Source organism: Ruegeria sp. ABV3_008, assembly GCF_056161185.1.
In genome coordinates, this window is the sequence record NZ_JBSWYP010000001.1 from 763,474 (window position 1) to 779,527 (window position 16,054).

Annotated in this window: 16 protein-coding genes; 8 read left to right on the top strand and 8 right to left on the bottom strand. The window is 58.2% G+C overall.

What is annotated here, in order from left to right; all coding sequences use genetic code 11:
• The first annotated feature begins 199 nt into the window (after nucleotides 1-199).
• The 4 genes from ACXAH8_RS03835 to grxD all read left to right on the top strand — a co-directional run bounded on the left by ACXAH8_RS03835 (nucleotide 200) and on the right by grxD (nucleotide 5,796).
• Entirely contained in the window at nucleotides 200-2,461 is a 2,262-nt protein-coding gene (locus ACXAH8_RS03835; RefSeq protein ID WP_475216171.1) for a mechanosensitive ion channel family protein, read from the top strand.
• 188 nt (nucleotides 2,462-2,649) lie between these two features.
• Nucleotides 2,650-4,809 carry a phosphoribosylformylglycinamidine synthase subunit PurL gene (gene purL / locus ACXAH8_RS03840; RefSeq protein WP_475216172.1) on the top strand — a complete coding sequence of 720 codons (2,160 nt, stop codon included), beginning with the start codon at nucleotides 2,650-2,652 and terminating at the stop codon, nucleotides 4,807-4,809.
• A gap of 138 nt (nucleotides 4,810-4,947) precedes the next feature.
• Complete coding sequence (locus tag ACXAH8_RS03845; protein WP_170373612.1) at nucleotides 4,948-5,184, top strand: BolA/IbaG family iron-sulfur metabolism protein; 237 nt, start codon at nucleotides 4,948-4,950, stop codon at nucleotides 5,182-5,184.
• Between the two features lie 249 nt (nucleotides 5,185-5,433).
• Nucleotides 5,434-5,796, top strand: a complete 363-nt coding sequence (grxD, locus tag ACXAH8_RS03850) for a Grx4 family monothiol glutaredoxin (RefSeq protein WP_170548961.1) — start codon at nucleotides 5,434-5,436, stop codon at nucleotides 5,794-5,796.
• 7 nt (nucleotides 5,797-5,803) lie between these two features.
• Here the strand turns inward: grxD and ACXAH8_RS03855 are convergent, their stop codons facing one another.
• Genes ACXAH8_RS03855 through ACXAH8_RS03865 form a run of 3 tightly spaced genes read right to left on the bottom strand, consistent with a single transcriptional unit; the run spans nucleotide 5,804 to nucleotide 7,391 of the window.
• Complete coding sequence (locus ACXAH8_RS03855; RefSeq protein WP_170373610.1) at nucleotides 5,804-6,151, bottom strand: MliC family protein; 348 nt, start codon at nucleotides 6,149-6,151, stop codon at nucleotides 5,804-5,806.
• The gene (locus ACXAH8_RS03860) at nucleotides 6,148-6,540 is read right to left on the bottom strand and encodes a cell division protein ZapA (RefSeq protein WP_170718049.1); all 393 of its coding nucleotides are present in this window, start codon (nucleotides 6,538-6,540) and stop codon (nucleotides 6,148-6,150) included. Before ACXAH8_RS03860 ends, ACXAH8_RS03855 begins: the two co-directional genes overlap by 4 nt.
• Complete coding sequence (locus ACXAH8_RS03865) at nucleotides 6,540-7,391, bottom strand: hypothetical protein (protein ID WP_475216175.1); 852 nt, start codon at nucleotides 7,389-7,391, stop codon at nucleotides 6,540-6,542. The genes ACXAH8_RS03860 and ACXAH8_RS03865 overlap by 1 nt, the downstream gene beginning before the upstream one ends.
• 236 nt (nucleotides 7,392-7,627) lie before the next feature.
• Here ACXAH8_RS03865 and tkt point away from each other — a divergent pair, with 236 nt between their 5' ends.
• On the top strand, nucleotides 7,628-9,649 hold the full coding sequence (gene tkt, locus ACXAH8_RS03870) for a transketolase (protein WP_170665196.1): 2,022 nt from the start codon (nucleotides 7,628-7,630) through the stop codon (nucleotides 9,647-9,649).
• Between the two features lie 50 nt (nucleotides 9,650-9,699).
• On the opposite strand, the gene ACXAH8_RS03875 is transcribed toward tkt, so the two are convergent.
• Together ACXAH8_RS03875 and ACXAH8_RS03880 are read right to left on the bottom strand one after the other, a co-directional pair.
• A complete protein-coding gene (locus ACXAH8_RS03875; protein ID WP_475216179.1) occupies nucleotides 9,700-10,500 on the bottom strand; it encodes a thioesterase family protein in 801 nt (266 codons plus the stop codon).
• Nucleotides 10,501-10,570: 70 nt separating this feature from the next.
• Nucleotides 10,571-11,548, bottom strand: coding sequence for a DUF808 domain-containing protein (locus tag ACXAH8_RS03880; RefSeq protein WP_475216181.1), 978 nt, complete (start codon nucleotides 11,546-11,548; stop codon nucleotides 10,571-10,573).
• Between the two features lie 181 nt (nucleotides 11,549-11,729).
• Between ACXAH8_RS03880 and gap (ACXAH8_RS03885) the strand changes: the two genes are divergently transcribed.
• From gap (ACXAH8_RS03885) to gap (ACXAH8_RS03895), 3 genes are all read left to right on the top strand, one after another.
• Nucleotides 11,730-12,731 (top strand): type I glyceraldehyde-3-phosphate dehydrogenase, encoded by a 1,002-nt coding sequence (gap, locus tag ACXAH8_RS03885; RefSeq protein WP_170467120.1) that lies wholly within the window; start codon nucleotides 11,730-11,732, stop codon nucleotides 12,729-12,731.
• Between the two features lie 71 nt (nucleotides 12,732-12,802).
• A complete protein-coding gene (locus ACXAH8_RS03890; RefSeq protein ID WP_170458101.1) occupies nucleotides 12,803-12,946 on the top strand; it encodes a hypothetical protein in 144 nt (47 codons plus the stop codon).
• Nucleotides 12,947-13,028: 82 nt separating this feature from the next.
• Nucleotides 13,029-14,033, top strand: coding sequence for a type I glyceraldehyde-3-phosphate dehydrogenase (gene gap, locus ACXAH8_RS03895; RefSeq protein WP_475216184.1), 1,005 nt, complete (start codon nucleotides 13,029-13,031; stop codon nucleotides 14,031-14,033).
• Here the strand turns inward: gap (ACXAH8_RS03895) and coaD are convergent.
• The 3 genes from coaD to ACXAH8_RS03910 form a co-directional block, all read right to left on the bottom strand.
• Nucleotides 14,025-14,516, bottom strand: a complete 492-nt coding sequence (coaD, locus tag ACXAH8_RS03900) for a pantetheine-phosphate adenylyltransferase (RefSeq protein WP_170548987.1) — start codon at nucleotides 14,514-14,516, stop codon at nucleotides 14,025-14,027. The two genes, gap (ACXAH8_RS03895) and coaD, sit on opposite strands and share 9 nt — an antisense overlap.
• Nucleotides 14,517-14,599: 83 nt before the next feature.
• Entirely contained in the window at nucleotides 14,600-15,037 is a 438-nt protein-coding gene (locus ACXAH8_RS03905) for a CBS domain-containing protein (RefSeq protein WP_170467126.1), read from the bottom strand.
• A gap of 59 nt (nucleotides 15,038-15,096) precedes the next feature.
• A complete protein-coding gene (locus ACXAH8_RS03910; protein ID WP_170373599.1) occupies nucleotides 15,097-15,999 on the bottom strand; it encodes a LysR family transcriptional regulator in 903 nt (300 codons plus the stop codon).
• Nucleotides 16,000-16,054: the final 55 nt, after the last annotated feature.

Here is a 16,054-nt window from a genome sequence, read left to right on the forward strand (position 1 = left end):
TGAAACGCTCATCATCTTCATACCTCCCTGTTGGACTATGGCCGAGCTTAGTGCTCGGCCTTTTTTTTGGCTTATTCAAAAATCATTTTTTAGTTTTCCCCAATCTCACCGCCCAGAGCGATGAAATTTCTGGGAAAATCTCCGACACCTGCCTATGATCCGAAAAAACGTTTAAAAATTCGTGTTCGAGGACAGAACCATGATAAGCCCCCTCCGCCTTCTGGCGGCGATTTTTTCACTATTTTTACTGGTTGGACCCCTGCATGCCCAAGTCGCGGGCACGTCGACCTCCAGTGCGCCTGCCCCTGTTAGCATTCCGGAAGACCTGACGCCCGAGCAGGTTGATGACTTGGTTGCACGGATGTCGGATGATCAGGTCCGCTCTATCCTGTTGGAGCGTCTGGACGCGGTGGCCGAGAAAAACGCAGCCGCTGCAGAGGATCGCGAGGATCCGATTACCGAGTTGAATGAAGTCTGGAGCGAAATGGTCGCCTCTTGGACGCATGTCATAACGACCGTCCCCAATCTCTTCAGCGCGCAAGCCACCGCCATCAAGAACTTTGCGACCACGTTCACCTCATATGGCGCGTTGGTTCTGATGGGGCTGGTCGTTAGTGTTCTGGTTGTGGGCTTCATCGCCGAAAAACTGTTCGAGATTCTGACCCGCCGCTGGCATGTCCAGACCGAGGCCGAAGCCGAAGGCGATCTCTGGGGCGCTGCCCGCTATCTTTTCGGTCGTTTCTGTCGAGAAATCGCAGGGCTTGTAGTCTTTTACGTGGTCATCCGCGCGGTTGGGCGCGGCCTGCTGACGCCCGAGCAAATCACCTATGCCGGGCCGTTTGTGTTCTACCTGATCTGGATACCACGGCTGGGTGCCGCCGCCTCACGCTTTGTGCTGGCGCCGAACAAACCCCATTACCGTCTGGTAAATATCGACGATCATTGGGCCAAATACCTGCATCGCAACCTGATCGGGTTGCTGATCCTGATCGGTTTCACCCTGTTCCTGCTACACTTCAACAGCCTGAACGGCATCACGGGGGATGATACGCGTATCGGCTTCTGGCTGAACGCAGGCATCCACATCTATATCGGCTTAATCGCATGGAAAGCGCGTGAAGGTCTGTCGCAGATGATGCTGGGAACTGACCCCGACCACACCAAATTCGACGAGGAAGTGGCACATTATTACCCCTACTTCGCCATTGGGGTCTCGGCTGCGACCTGGCTGCTGGTCGAGTTTCTGGTGGCTCAGCGCAACCCGTCATCACTGGCTCTGCTGGTGCAGGGGGCGCATTTCACCACCATGTTCTGGCTGTTGATCGCCCCGGCGCTCGACACCCTGATCCGAGGGCTTGTCCGGCATCTGCAACCGCCGATGCAGGGCGAAGGTTCGGTGGCCGAACGCGCCTATAAATCAACCAAGCGCAGTTACATCCGTATCGGTCGGGTTCTGGCCGGTATTCTGGTCATCCTGATGATTGCCAATGCCTGGGATCTTGATCTGCAGGAAATCGCTGGTGGGGACGCGGATTCAGGTAGCAAACTGGTGCAGTTCTTCATCATCATCGCCGTCGGCTACATTCTGAATGAGGTCGTCTCGCTCTGGATCAACCGCCGACTGGCGAAAGAGATGACCGCCGCGCAAAGCCCGGACGAAGAAGCTGGCGAAGGCGGTGGTGCTGGTGGCTCGCGCCTGGCAACGGTTCTGCCGCTGCTGCGCGTTACGGCTCAGGTGGCAATAGCGGTGATCTTTGTATTGCTGGCCCTGGGCGCGCTTGGGCTGGACATTACACCGCTTCTGGCTGGTGCTGGTATCCTGGGTCTGGCCATCGGTTTCGGCGCGCAAAAGCTGGTATCCGACATCGTGGGCGGGATCTTCTTCCTGATCGACGATGCCTTCCGCGTGGGTGAGTATGTCGATGTGGGTGGCACCACCGGAACGGTCGAGAAGATCTCGATCCGCTCCATGCAGCTGCGTCACCATCGCGGTCCGGTGCATACCATCCCTTACGGTGAGATTCAGAAGCTGACCAATTACAGCCGCGATTGGGTCATCATGAAACTGAAGTTCACCGTGCCTTTCGATACCGATCCCAACAAGGTGAAGAAGATCTTCAAGAAGATCGGTGCCGAGATGATGGAGGACGAGACCCACAAGGATGGTTTCCTGCAGCCCTTCAAGTCTCAGGGTGTGTTCGACTTTGACGATGTGGGCATGATCATCCGGGGCAAGTTCATGGCCAAACCCGGCAAGCAGTTCACACTGCGCAAAGAGATCTTCAACCGCGTCAAAGCGGCCTTCAAGGAGAACGGCATCGACTTCGCCCGTCGCGAAGTGCGCGTTGCCATACCCGGTCTGGATGATGCGGAACACCTGAGTGACGACCAGAAGGCAGCCGTCGGCGCCGCCGCTGGGGCCGTCGCGCAGCAAGCGCAGCAACAAGACCAACAGAAGTAAACTCACCCGGCACGCGGCTGTCTCTGTCGCTTGCCGGTACCTCATTTGAGGCTATGTCCGATCCGCGCAAATTGCACCTTTGTTCAGTTTGCAACAGGACAGTGCTTAGAAAGCGCCTTTTCTCTTCCCCCCGGCGGTCCCTTCCCCTAAAAGGCGCCAAACATTGCCATCTCGGGGACCGAAACAGGATGCAAGAGCCAGCCATCACACCTGATCTGATTGCCGCCCACGGGTTGAAGCCCGAGGAATACGACATGATCCTCGAGATCATCGGGCGTGAGCCGACATTCACCGAGCTTGGCATTTTCTCGGCCATGTGGAACGAGCATTGCTCGTACAAATCCTCCAAGAAATGGCTGCGTACCCTGCCAACCTCGGGCCCTCAGGTTATTTGCGGACCGGGTGAGAACGCGGGTGTTGTCGATATCGGCGACGGGCAAGCTGTTGTCTTCAAAATGGAAAGCCACAACCACCCATCTTACATCGAACCCTATCAGGGCGCGGCGACCGGCGTTGGTGGCATTCTGCGCGACGTCTTCACCATGGGCGCGCGCCCGATCGCCTCGATGAACGCTCTGTCTTTTGGTGAGCCCGGCCACCACAAGACCCGCCAGCTGGTCAACGGCGTGGTCGAAGGCATTGGCGGCTACGGCAACTGCTTCGGCGTGCCCTGCGTGGGTGGCGAGGTTCGCTTCCACCCGGCCTATAACGGCAACTGCCTTGTGAACGCCTTTGCTGCAGGTTTGGCAGACAGCGATAAAATCTTCTACTCGGCGGCCTCTGGCGTCGGTATGCCCGTCGTTTACCTCGGTGCCAAAACCGGACGTGACGGCGTTGGCGGTGCGACCATGGCCTCGGCCGAATTCGACGACACCATCGAAGAGAAACGTCCCACCGTTCAGGTCGGGGACCCCTTTACCGAAAAGCGCCTGATGGAGGCGACGCTGGAGCTGATGAAAACCGGCGCCGTGATCTCGATCCAGGACATGGGCGCGGCGGGCCTGACCTGCTCGGCCGTTGAGATGGGTGACAAGGGTGGTCTGGGTGTCCGTCTGGATCTCGAAAACGTCCCGCAGCGCGAAGAGAACATGACAGCTTATGAGATGATGCTGTCCGAGTCTCAGGAACGTATGCTGATGGTACTGAAGCCCGAGCTTGAGGCCCAAGCCCGCGCCGTATTCGAAAAGTGGGATCTCGACTTTGCCATCGTCGGTGAAACTATCGCCGAAGACCGTTTTCTGATTATGCACAATGGCGAGGTGAAAGCTGACTTGGTCCTGTCGAAACTCTCGTCGACCGCGCCGGAATATGACCGCCCATGGGTCGCGACACCCGAGGCTGAGGAATTGGCCGACGTCCCGCAGATCGACCCGATTGATGGTCTGCGCGCCCTGCTCTCTTCGCCCAACTATGCGGGCAAGCAGTGGGTCTATGAGCAGTATGACACCATGGTTATGGCTGACAGCGCCCGCACGCCGGGTCTGGGTGCCGGTATGGTGCGTGTTCACGGCACCGACAAGGTTCTAGCCTTTACCTCAGACGTGACGCCGCGCTATGTCCACGCCAACCCGGTTGAAGGTGGTAAGCAAGCGGTGGCAGAGGCTTATCGCAACCTGACCGCTGTCGGGGCCAAACCGCTGGCCACAACCGACAACCTGAATTTCGGCAACCCTGAAAAGCCCGAGATCATGGGCCAGTTCGTTGGCGCGATTCAAGGCATCGGAGCCGCCGTTGGCGCGCTGGATGTGCCCATCGTGTCCGGCAACGTCTCGCTCTACAACGAGACCGACGGTCAGGCGATCCTGCCGACCCCGACCATTGGCGCCGTTGGCCTGCTCAACCATACCAATGAGATCATTGGAAACGAGGTGCGTGAAGGTCACGTGGCCCTCGTGATCGGGGAAACCAAAGGCCATCTGGGTCAATCCGCCCTTCTGGCCGAGGTGTTCAACCGCGAAGAAGGCGACGCGCCCCACGTGGATCTTGAGGCAGAGAAACGCAACGGCGACTTCATCCGCGCCAACCGAGAGATGATCAAGGCCTGCACCGACCTGAGCGACGGCGGCCTGGCACTGGCCGCGTTTGAACTAGCTGAAGCAGCAGGCGTTGGCGTTCACCTTGACGATGCCTCGACCGAGGTACTGTTCGGCGAAGACCAAGCCCGCTATCTGGTCGCCTGCAACTTTGACCAGGCCGAGGCATTGATGATTGCTGCCGGTCAGGCCGGCGTCCCGCTGACCTCGGTTGGTCGCTTTACGGGCGAGACGGTCAAGATCGGCAGTTCCGAAGCCCCTCTGGCCGAATTGACTGAGGTTTTCCGCCAAAGCTTTGCAACCGCGGTCGCCTGATCACATTACTCTTTCTACAAACCAATAGTCCCGCGCCCTGATCGGTGCGGGATTTGCATATCTGAAAGACCTTCCACATCTTGCACGCGCCTTCCCATCGCTCTACATCTTGGGAAAGACCTTCAGGAGTAAGCCTAAATGCCGATGAGCGCCCACGAGATTGAAACCCTGCTGCGCGAGAGCTTTCCCAACGCGGAAATTCAGGTTGGCGGCAGCGATGGCGTTCACATGTCCGCCATGGTCGTGGACGAGAGCTTTCGCGGCAAGAACCGCGTCCAACAACAACGCGCTGTCTATGCGGCCCTGAAAGGCAAAATGGACGGCCCGGATGGAGACCTGCACGCTCTGGCGCTGACCACCAAAGTGCCGGAGTAGAATGGAACATGCGATTGTAATCTCAATTGCGGTTTCCGTCTTTGTTCTGCTCATCACGCTGTTGGCGCGGAACAAATCAAAGACTGGGCGCAAGACGAGGCGAGGATCGCCGCCGTGACAGGGGAAACACCTCCTGCAGGCCTCCTATCAATCATATGACAGTGCAATCAGCTCGGCAGAGCCCCATATCCCCAAGGATACGCAAGATTACGCCAAAGCTATGATGCCTAAGAGCAAAGGAAACGCGAAATGACCGACGTGAAGACCCAGATCGACGAAACCGTCAAAGCCAATGACGTGGTGCTGTATATGAAAGGCACCAAAGAGATGCCTCAGTGCGGTTTCTCATCCCGTGTGGCAGGTGTGCTGAACTACATGGGCGTCGACTACGCTGATGTGAATGTTTTGGCCGACGAAGCAGTCCGTCAGGGCATCAAGGACTATTCGGACTGGCCGACAGTGCCGCAGCTCTATGTCAAAGGCGAGTTTGTTGGTGGCTGCGATATCATCACCGAAATGACCCTGTCGGGTGAATTGGACACGTTGTTTGACGAAAATGGTGTCGGCTACAACAAGGAAGCAGCCGACAAAATCCGTGAGGCCAACGCCTGATCCGGCTTTAACGGCTGGAGCAATCCTGAAAAATGACCTGTTCACTGGCGGCGTTTGTCGCCAGGAAGCTCACCGTGGCATTCCACCCTTTTGATCGCAGGATATAGGTTCCGTTCGTATCCACGGATTCGTACCGAATGCCCGAGCCGCTCTCGACCTGACGCATCGCGACCAGAGAGTTGTCGACCATCGTCGCCGCGGCGCCCGAGCCATCTGATGCGTTGAAATAGGTCACTGGCAGTGGAATGCCGTTCTCACAGTTGAACGTCACCGTTAGAATGTCGATCTCGGCCATTGCCTTGGACGCACACACAAGGGCCACGGCCCCGCAAATCAAGCCGCATGCTCGTTTCATTTTGTTTTTTCCTCGATGTCTGATGCCAGGGCTTCGGCCCGTGCGGCCAATTCGGCCAGTGTATCCGTAACCGAAGGCGGCACGACAGCGACTTCGATCCGTTCGGGTTCAGGTGCAGGCGTGCTGCGTAGTGTTTGAAGCTCGGCCTCGGTTTCCGCCAGTTTCGCCTCAAGCGCTTTGACTTTGTCGTCAGTCGCCGCTGTTTTGTCCGCCAACATCAGACCGGCCATCAACAGCATACGGGACTCGGGCATACGCCCAATCTGATCCGACAGCACCTGCGCTTCGTCATCCAGCATTTTCGCGGCGGCCTGCAGAAAACTTTCTTCCCCGTCCTGACAAGACACGTCAAACCCGCGCCCGCCGATATGAATGGTCACTTCGGGCATTACTCAACCTCACCTTCTGCCAATTTCGCCTGCGATAGCAGAGGCTCAAGGCGAGCCAAAACAGCCCGTGCCTCGGCCGCATCGGTCGCTTGCGCCGCGCGCGTTGCTTCCAACTCCGCCACAGTCGCCTGATTCAACAGCTCCGCGTCCTGAACTCCCTCTTGCGCCGCAGCGCGCAGGGCATCAACCGAGTTGCGTAGTTGCTCATTCGCCTGCCGCATCCTCTGCAGATCGTCATCAAGACGTGACATGGCAGCCCCGTGGCTTGCACGCTCGGCCCTCAGCATCTCCAGCTCCGCGTTCAGCTCGGCCACCCTTTCGCTATCGGCCAATTCGGCCCGCAAACGGCTATTTTCGGCCTCGACGTCTCCAGCGCGCAAGATAGCAGCCCTCATCTCTTCAATCTCGGCCCGCAGCGCGGCCGGGTCTTCCTGACCTTCCAGATCAGCCCGCAATTGCGCGTTCTCGGCTTTCAGAGCGTCCAGTTCCTCAGTGTTTTCCAGTGCCGCCTTGGCCTCGGCTAGTTCGGCCCGCGCAGCCTCAACCGCAGAAAGCTTGGTTGCGGCTTCGGCCAACTCAGCCCGCAGCGCGTCCACATCGGCCGTAGGCTCTGGCGCAGCACGCAGCGCCTCCATATCGGCGCGCATACCGTCAACTTCCTGCTCGTGGCGTTCCTTCAACGAAGTTAGGCGCTCTTGCAGCTGTGCGTTGGCAACACGTTCATCGTCCAGCGCCGCTTGCAACCCTTCATCTGCATCGCCCGCCGGCGCATTTTGCAGGGCTGTCACGCCCGCGCCAATTCGCTCCATCGCGGCAAGAATGCGTTGCTGTAACTCTTCAATCTGGCTCATGCCCCTGTCACCTCTTAACCAAGGTTCATTCTGTTGCCGAACCATCCGAATCAAGAATCGGTCCCGCTTGGCCCCAGTCTAGCGGAATGTGACGGAAAATACCCACTGTTTGGTTTCAAAGGCTTGGACAGCTCTCTTCAAGCGGTGCGACCTTGTTTCACCCGGTTCTGCTTGCACTTTGAGGGCTGAATGCTATTGAGCGCGCAATCTGCTTCAAACCCAAAGGAACAACGCCCGTGGACCTGACTGCGCTGCGCAATGCAAACCCCGAACACTGGGACAAAGCTGCGGCCATCCGCACCCTGACCCTTGACGCCGTCGCCGCCGCCAATTCCGGCCATTCCGGTATGCCGATGGGCATGGCCGATGTTGCGACTGTCCTTTTCGAAAAGCACCTGAAATTCGACGCCTCGGCCCCGAACTGGCCGGACCGCGACCGGTTCATTCTGTCGGCGGGTCACGGCTCGATGCTGATCTATTCGCTGCTGTATCTCACCGGCCACGCGGATGTGACGCTTGATGAGATCAAGAACTTCCGTCAGCTGGGCGCAAAAACTGCGGGTCACCCGGAGAACTTCCTTGTAGACGGGATTGAAACCACCACCGGCCCGCTGGGTCAGGGCATCTCGAACGCTGTGGGCTTTGCCATGGCCGAGGAGATCCAACGCGCCCATTACGGCAAGAAGATCGTTGATCACTACACCTACGTGATTGCAGGCGATGGCTGCCTGATGGAAGGCGTCAGCCAAGAGGCGATCACCCTCGCCGGCCGTCATGAGCTGGGCAAGCTGATCGTTTTCTGGGACGACAACAACATCACGATCGACGGCACCGTGGATATTGCCGACCGTACCGATCAGGTGCGCCGTTTTGCAGCTTCGGGCTGGCATGTTATCGAGATCGACGGCCATGATCCGCAAGCCATCGACGCGGCGATCACGCAGGCGAAAAAGTCGAAAAAACCTTCGATGATTGCTTGCAAAAGCCACATCGCTCTGGGTCACGCCGCACAGGATACCTCGAAAGGTCACGGCGCGCTAACAGATCAGGAGCAGCTGAAAGCCGCCAAAGAAGGCTATGGCTGGCCGCATGACGCGTTCGAAATCCCTGCCAATGTAAAATCGGCTTGGGAAGCCATCGGCGCCCGTGGTGCCGCCGAGCGCGCAGAATGGGAAGAGCGTTTCGCGCAAATCTCGGAGCGCAAACAGGCCGAGTTCAATCGCGCCTATGCGTTTGAAGCGCCAAAGAAACTGGCCGGTGCGATCCGTTCTTTCAAGAAACAGATGTCCGAGGATCAGCCCAAGCTGGCCACCCGCGCCTCGTCCGAGAAGGTTCTGAACGTCGTGAACCCGATCATGACCGAGACCGTGGGCGGCTCGGCTGACCTGACCGGTTCGAACAACACCAAATCGGCTGATATGGGTGTGTTCCTGCCCGAAAACCGCAAGGGTCGCTACATCCACTACGGTATCCGTGAGCACGGCATGGCCGCTGCGATGAACGGTATGGCGCTACACGGTGGCATCCGCCCCTATGGCGGGACCTTCATGGCCTTCACCGACTATGCCCGCCCGTCCATGCGTCTGGCCGCGCTGATGAAAATCCCGTCGGTTTTTGTGATGACCCATGACTCGATCGGTCTGGGTGAAGACGGCCCGACCCACCAGCCGGTCGAGCATCTGGCAATCAGCCGCGCGACGCCGAACACCTATGTGTTCCGCCCCGCCGACACTGTTGAGACCGCTGAAGCCTGGGAACTGGCGCTGACCTTCAAGGACAGCCCCTCGGTCCTGTCGCTGACCCGTCAAGGCGTGCCGACCGTGCGTAAGGATCACAAAGCCAAGAACCTGACCGCTCAGGGCGCTTACGTTCTGGCGGAAGCCGAGAGCAAGCGTCAGGCGATCCTGATTGCCACGGGCTCTGAGGTTTCGCTGGCGATGGAAGCCAAAGCGATGCTTGAAGCCGAAGGCATCGGCACCCGCGTCGTCTCCATGCCGTGTATGGAGCTTTTCGCCGAACAAGACGAAGCCTACCGCAAACGCGTTCTGCCCGCCGGTGCTGTCCGCGTCGGTATCGAAGCTGCCGTTCGCGCCGGTGGCTGGGACCGCTGGTTGCTGGGTGAGCGTGGTCGCGAAGCCAAGGCAGGTTTCATCGGCATGTCGAGCTTTGGTGCCTCTGCTCCGGCTGGTGAGCTGTATAAGCATTTCGGCATTACCGCCGAAGCGACCGTAGCCAAGGTCAAAGAACTTCTGGGCTAATCCAGCCTGCCACAAAATGAAAAGCCCCGGTCCACGCCGGGGCTTTTTTCTTACACGAAGATGATCACGGATTGCATTCCATCCACGATCAAATCGCCTTCTGTGTTCCAAACGCGCATGACCTGCGAACTATAGCCATCGCGGCCTGCGGTTAGTTGGTGCTCCAGTAAGAACCAACCGTCGCGTGTTTGAATATCCTCGGACAACACGTTGAAAATCCAGTTCATTGACGAATTTGGTCCGGGTTTCTTTAGCGTGGGGTAGATAGCTGGCGGTGGGAGGTCAGCGATTGCAATCAAGCCCTCCGTCCTGTTCCACATCCGAGGATCGTTGTGTCTGGCCCAAAGGCGCAGATACCCGCGATCTGCCCCCATGAAAGGCAATTCACCCTCGACCTTTCTGACGTCAAAGTTTGTAAGGAAAGGTATCGGCGGTCGCGGCAAATCTGGAGGGAAATAATACTCCGTCATCTCGGGCGCATCTGCGGGCTTCGCCGGGCAATCGAACGCGACATGGCTGTCTTGCGCGCGGCCAAAGGAAAATGTCGCTTGCGCCGCAACACTGCCACCGATTTCGGCACGAGCGCTGATGGTCTTCACATTGCGCCCCTCGCGCAAGATTTCCGTTTTGACTAGCGGCGGATCACTGATCGGCGCCGTGAAATTTACCAGAGCTGATCTGAGGGGCGGTAAATCTTTGTGCCGATTGTAAACCGTTGACAGCATTAGGGCCGACGAAAACCCTCCGAATGTTGTGCGGCCTTGCTTCCAGTTCTGCGGCACCGGGTAGCAGAGGCAATCGCCTTGCGCCTCAGCGGCGCTGAGGACATCGAACAGGGATGGCTCGGACATGGGAATTCCACTTAGCTATTGGCATGTCGAGGATAATCTGACCGCAGACGGAGGCCAGCAGGACCTAACGTCACCGCCTAGTGTTCTTTGGATGAACCTGAAAACGCCCCATCACGGGCCCGATGACTTTGGTTGCCAGGGGGATCAAGACCATCCCCCAGGCCAGACCAAAGATGCCGTCCATGGTCGCCTTGGCGATCCACTCCGCCGCGGCCTCCCACTGCGCGGAGACCGAATGACCAACCGCATAAGCCCAGTCATGGATATGATGCCCCAGCCAGCCAAAGCCCAGAACCTCCATCCCGTGGATGACGATTGATCCGCCCACCCACAGCATGGCCGCCGTTCCGACGATCGAAAGGGTTTTCATCACCGTGGGCATGGCCTTGACCAATCCGCGCCCCAACCCTCGGCCCACCGGCGTCGGAGCGTTTCCGGCCAGATACAACCCGACATCGTCCATTTTCACGATCAAGGCGACCGAGCCATAAACGGCCACAGTCACCCCAAGCCCGACAACGGCCAAAGTCGCCGCTTGCATCCACACATTCGGGGCCTCAATCGCGGCCAGCGCAATGGTCATGATCTCAGCCGACAGGATGAAATCCGTCTTGATTGCGCCCTTGACCTTCTGTTCTTCAAGATGGCCCGGATCACGCACATCCATGTCCTTTTCGATGGCGTGGCTACCATGCGGGAACAGAACATGGAAAATTTTCTCGGCCCCTTCAAAACACAGATATGACCCACCCAGCATCAGCAAAGGTGTGATCAGCCACGGCGCAAAATTCGCAAGCAACAAGGCGACTGGTAGTAGCAGAATGAGTTTGTTGAAAACCGACCCACGGGCAATGCGCCAAATGATCGGCAACTCACGCGCGGGCGCGAAGCCCTGTACGTATTTCGGCGTAACCGCAGCGTCGTCGATAATCACCCCGGCCGTTTTGGCCCCTGCCTTGCCAGCAGCCGCCACGACATCATCCACCGAGGTCGCAGCCACCTTGGCAATCCCCGCCACATCATCCAAAAGGGCCAACAGTCCGCTCATCGCGTGTCCTTTCCTGTCACCTGCCGCAAACGGACCCTACCCGATCCAACAGCTAGCGCAAGCGTTAGCGCAATCTGCCCAGGTTTGCGCTAACACCTTAAAAATATGCCGCTTTTGCCCTTTTGAGATTCCGGTTTCAAGGCTATATGGCCTCAAACGCAAGCGCATTTGGAGACGTCACATGACCATCAAGGTCGGTATCAATGGTTTTGGCCGCATTGGCCGCTGTACCCTGTCGCACATTGCCGCCTCGGGCCGCAACGACATCGAAGTGATCAAAGTCAACGCCACCGGCCCGCTCGAGACATCGGCGCACCTGCTGAAATATGACAGCATTCACGGCCGTTTCCCGCGCGAAGTATCGATCGAAGGCGACACCATGGATCTGGGCCGAGGCCCGATGCAGATGTTCTCGACCTACGACATGAACGAACTGGATTGGGAAGGCTGCGACGTCGTTCTGGAATGCACCGGTAAGTTCAATGACGGCACCAAGGCAAAAACCCACTTGGATCGCGGCGCGCGAAAGGTTCTGCTGTCGGCCCCCGGCAAGAATGTCGACAAGACCATCGTGTTCGGCGTGAACCACAACACCCTGACCGCGAATGACAACATGGTCTCGAACGGCTCCTGCACCACCAACTGCCTTGCTCCGCTTGCCAAGGTTCTGGACGAAGGTGTTGGGATCGAACACGGTATCATGACCACCATCCACGCCTATACCGGCGACCAGCCGACACTGGACCGTCGCCACAGCGACCTTTACCGCGCTCGCGCGGCGGCGATGTCGATGATCCCGACCTCGACCGGTGCAGCTGCTGCCTTGGGCGAGGTTCTGCCCAATTTGAAAGGCCGTCTGGACGGCTCGGCGATCCGCGTCCCTACCCCGAACGTCTCAGCTGTAGACCTGAGCTTCCGCGCTTCGCGCGATGTGACCGTCGAAGAGGTCAACGCAATCGTTGAAGAGGCCGCAAAAGGCCCGATGCAGCGCGTCCTGGGCTATGAGCCCGCGCCGCTGGTCTCGACCGATTTCAACCATACCGAGGAAAGCTCGATCTTTGCTCCTGACCAGACCCGCGTGGTCGACAACCGCATGGTCCGCGTTTTGGCGTGGTATGACAACGAATGGGGCTTCTCGGTTCGTATGGCCGATGTCGCCGTCGCCATGGGGCGCCTTAACTGATTTCCCCATGATCGCTTGAACAGCGTCGCCCGCTCAGGTTATCTGAGCGGGCGTTTTTGTTCGGGGCCTTCATGACAAATCAAATTGCCATCTGGCTGGCGCTGCTGATCCTTGGCGCTATCATGCTGGACTATGCCCTGTTTGGAACTGAACATTTTCTGTTCCTAGGTAAGAAACTTTACGACTTTCTCGATTGGCTCGCCTTCTGGCGCTGAGCAAGGTTTTACTTGACTTTCTCGCCGATCTCGCTTTGTTAGCGCTAACTCATTTTGAGCAGAGACTCTGACGGAGCAGGACATGACACTTAAACTGGCCATTAACGGATTTGGACGTATCGGGCGCGGCGTTTTGCGCGCGGTTATGGAGTCGGGACGGACCGACGTTGAAATCGTTGCGATCAACGATCTGGCCAAGCCGGAAATGAACGCCCATCTGTTCGAGTTTGACAGTGTTCATGGCCGCTACTCCAAGCCCGTCATACTGTCCGAGGCCGGTCTCGACGTTGGCGCGGGTCCGATCCGTTTGACCAGCGAACGCGATCCCGAAGCGTTGGACTGGTCGGATGTCGATGTCGTGCTGGAATGCACCGGCGTTTTCCGGACCCGAGAAGCGGCTGAGCGTCACCTGCAGAATGGCTCCAAGAAAGTCCTGATCTCCGCTCCGGCTCGTGGGGATGGCGGCGTCAAGACGATCGTGTTTGGCGTGAACGATTCCGAACTGACCGCAGACGATACGATCGTGTCGAATGCCTCATGCACAACCAACTGCCTGTCGCCTGTTGCTGCGGCGCTGGATGCCGGGTTGGGGATCGTGCACGGCAACATGACCACCGTTCACGCCTATACCGCAAGCCAGCCGGTGCACGACACCGCAGGCAAAGATCCCTACCTGTCGCGCGCGGCAGCTCTGTCGATGATCCCGACAACCACCGGTGCTGCCGCAGCTGTTGGGCTGGTTCTACCGCAGCTGGCGGGCAAGCTGACCGGTCAGGCGATCCGCGTGCCAACCCCGAATGTTTCGGTGGTTGATCTGGTGGCCGAGGTCTCGCGCCCAACGACCGAGGACGAGGTCAACGCCCTGTTTGTTGAGGCCGCTACCAAAATCCCTGGCGTGCTGGCCGCAGAAAATCGACCGCTGATCTCGATCGATTTCAATCACGATGCCCATAGCTCTACCGTGTCGCTGGCGGAGACCAAGGTCACGGATGGCACGCTGGTGCGCGTGCTGGCATGGTATGACAACGAATGGGGTTTCTCGAACCGGATGCTGGACACAGCCGCCGCGATGGGCGCGTTATCCTAACCGCTCTTTAAGGGCCACATTCACGCGGGGCGTGACGAATTTCGACACGTCCCCGCCTAAACGCGCGATCTCTTTCACCAGTTTCGAAGCAATGGCCTGATGCCGCGCTTCGGCCATCAGGAACACGGTCTCGATTGAATCGTCCAGAGCCCGGTTCATGCCAACCATCTGGAATTCATACTCAAAATCTGCAACGGCCCGCAGCCCGCGCACGATGACCTGCGCGCCCACATCCCGCGCGCAGTCGATCAGCAAGTTCTCGAAAGGATGCGCCACGATCTGGGTCCCGGTCTGTTCTGACAGATGCGCGCATTCCGCCTCAATCATGGCAACACGTTCTTCCAGCGAAAACAAAGGCCCTTTGTCGCGGTTGATAGCCACGCCGATCACCAGCTTGTCCACCAGCGCCGAGGCTCGACGGATGATGTCGATATGCCCCAAGGTGATCGGATCAAAAGTTCCGGGATAAAGGCCAACCCGCATCACGCTCTCCTGCGTTCAAAAAACTCGGCGACAGCAAACACAATCATGCTGCAGGTGCAAGAGGGCGTTATGCCCTGCCCCCCTCAATGCCCCATGATCATGCCCTGCAGGGCGTCTTTTTCCATTGCAAGTTCGGTCAGTTGCGCCTTGACCACGTCCCCGAGGGTGACGATGCCGACAAGATTGCCATCCTCGACAATCGGCATGTGGCGGAACCGGCCTTCGGTCATGCGGGCCAGAATATCTTCGACCGATTCCTGTCGTGTCGCAGTGATCAGGTCCTTGGTCATATAGCTATCGACCGATTGGTTCAGGCACCCGCTGCCGCTAGCCGCCAGTTCTCGGACGATGTCGCGTTCGGACAGGATACCGACAGCCGTGCTGCCTCCGTCCTCTGAGACAACCACTGTACCGATGCGTCTTTCCGCCAGTATCTTCGCCGCCTCGGACACAGTCGCGGATGGGGCGACGGTCACCACCTCATCGGTGGCTTTGGATGTCAGAATGGCTTGAACGAGCATAAAAAACCTCCGGCAATAACGTACTGTTTTCCAAAGCGTTGCCGGAATGGTCATGTGTGTCAAGTTCCGGCTTCCGCCTCAAGCCGTGCAACTTCGTCGCGAATCCCACGGGTCAATGCCTGCGCAAAGCGGTTGAGGCGTTCGTTTCGCTGATCGCCTTGATGCCGAACCAGATGAAAGCTGCGGGTCAGACTGACCTGATCAGTCAACAACCTGCGCAGGTTCGGATGAAACGGAAGCGTGAAGTCATGCGCAACACAGATCCCCGCCCCAAGCGCCGCCTGACGCAATTGAACAGGTACCGAGTTCGACGCAAGCGCCACCCGGTCAATCCCCAGATCGTTGAGGTAGTCCAGCTCGCGATCAAAAATCATATCCGGGATATAGCCGATCAAACGGTGGGCTTTTAGATCCTCGACCGTCTGGATCGGGGCGTGTCGGTCCAGATAGTCCTGCGCCGCAACCAAATGCAGTTTGTAGTCGCTGACCTTTTGCACCAGCAGTTTGCCTGCGGTCGGAGAGCTGACCGTAACAGCCATATCCGCCTCACGCCGCGACAGGTTAATGATCCTCGGCAGCGCCAGGATTTGAATATCCAAATCCGGATTGGCATCGCTGATCTTCGCGCATACTTGAGGCAAAAGGTAGTTTGCCGAACCATCCGGAGCACCAATCCGAATCTGACCACTCAGCGACTCGGTCGATCCAACCACTGCGCCAGCGGCGGCGCGCATCGCCTCTTCGGCTTGCAGACCGTGATCCAGCAGGCGTTCTCCGGCGGTTGTTAAAATGTAGCCTTGTTGCGACTTAGTGAACAGCTGCGCGTCCAGACTGCCTTCTAACCGGGCGATCCTCCGGCCAACGGTAGCGGGGTCAATCTTGAGAATCCGCCCCGCTGACGACAGGCTTTCCTCACGCGCGACGGCAAGAAAAACGCGCATATCATCCCAATTTGGCGTCATCCCGCCCCTCTTGCATTTTTGCAAAGCTCTTTTGAGACATTGCCTCTGTTCAGGT

Bases quoted from the DNA above. Each gene is read 5' to 3' on its own strand.
- ACXAH8_RS03835 (WP_475216171.1), top strand. From the start codon at position 200: ATGATAAGCCCCCTCCGCCTTCTGGCGGCGATTTTTTCACTATTTTTA.
- purL (WP_475216172.1), top strand. From the start codon at position 2,650: ATGCAAGAGCCAGCCATCACACCTGATCTGATTGCCGCCCACGGGTTG.
- ACXAH8_RS03845 (WP_170373612.1), top strand. From the start codon at position 4,948: ATGCCGATGAGCGCCCACGAGATTGAAACCCTGCTGCGCGAGAGCTTT.
- grxD (WP_170548961.1), top strand. From the start codon at position 5,434: ATGACCGACGTGAAGACCCAGATCGACGAAACCGTCAAAGCCAATGAC.
- ACXAH8_RS03855 (WP_170373610.1), bottom strand. From the start codon at position 6,151: ATGAAACGAGCATGCGGCTTGATTTGCGGGGCCGTGGCCCTTGTGTGT.
- ACXAH8_RS03860 (WP_170718049.1), bottom strand. From the start codon at position 6,540: ATGCCCGAAGTGACCATTCATATCGGCGGGCGCGGGTTTGACGTGTCT.
- ACXAH8_RS03865 (WP_475216175.1), bottom strand. From the start codon at position 7,391: ATGAGCCAGATTGAAGAGTTACAGCAACGCATTCTTGCCGCGATGGAG.
- ACXAH8_RS03875 (WP_475216179.1), bottom strand. From the start codon at position 10,500: ATGTCCGAGCCATCCCTGTTCGATGTCCTCAGCGCCGCTGAGGCGCAA.
- ACXAH8_RS03880 (WP_475216181.1), bottom strand. From the start codon at position 11,548: ATGAGCGGACTGTTGGCCCTTTTGGATGATGTGGCGGGGATTGCCAAG.
- gap (WP_170467120.1), top strand. From the start codon at position 11,730: ATGACCATCAAGGTCGGTATCAATGGTTTTGGCCGCATTGGCCGCTGT.
- ACXAH8_RS03890 (WP_170458101.1), top strand. From the start codon at position 12,803: ATGACAAATCAAATTGCCATCTGGCTGGCGCTGCTGATCCTTGGCGCT.
- gap (WP_475216184.1), top strand. From the start codon at position 13,029: ATGACACTTAAACTGGCCATTAACGGATTTGGACGTATCGGGCGCGGC.
- coaD (WP_170548987.1), bottom strand. From the start codon at position 14,516: ATGCGGGTTGGCCTTTATCCCGGAACTTTTGATCCGATCACCTTGGGG.
- ACXAH8_RS03905 (WP_170467126.1), bottom strand. From the start codon at position 15,037: ATGCTCGTTCAAGCCATTCTGACATCCAAAGCCACCGATGAGGTGGTG.
- ACXAH8_RS03910 (WP_170373599.1), bottom strand. From the start codon at position 15,999: ATGACGCCAAATTGGGATGATATGCGCGTTTTTCTTGCCGTCGCGCGT.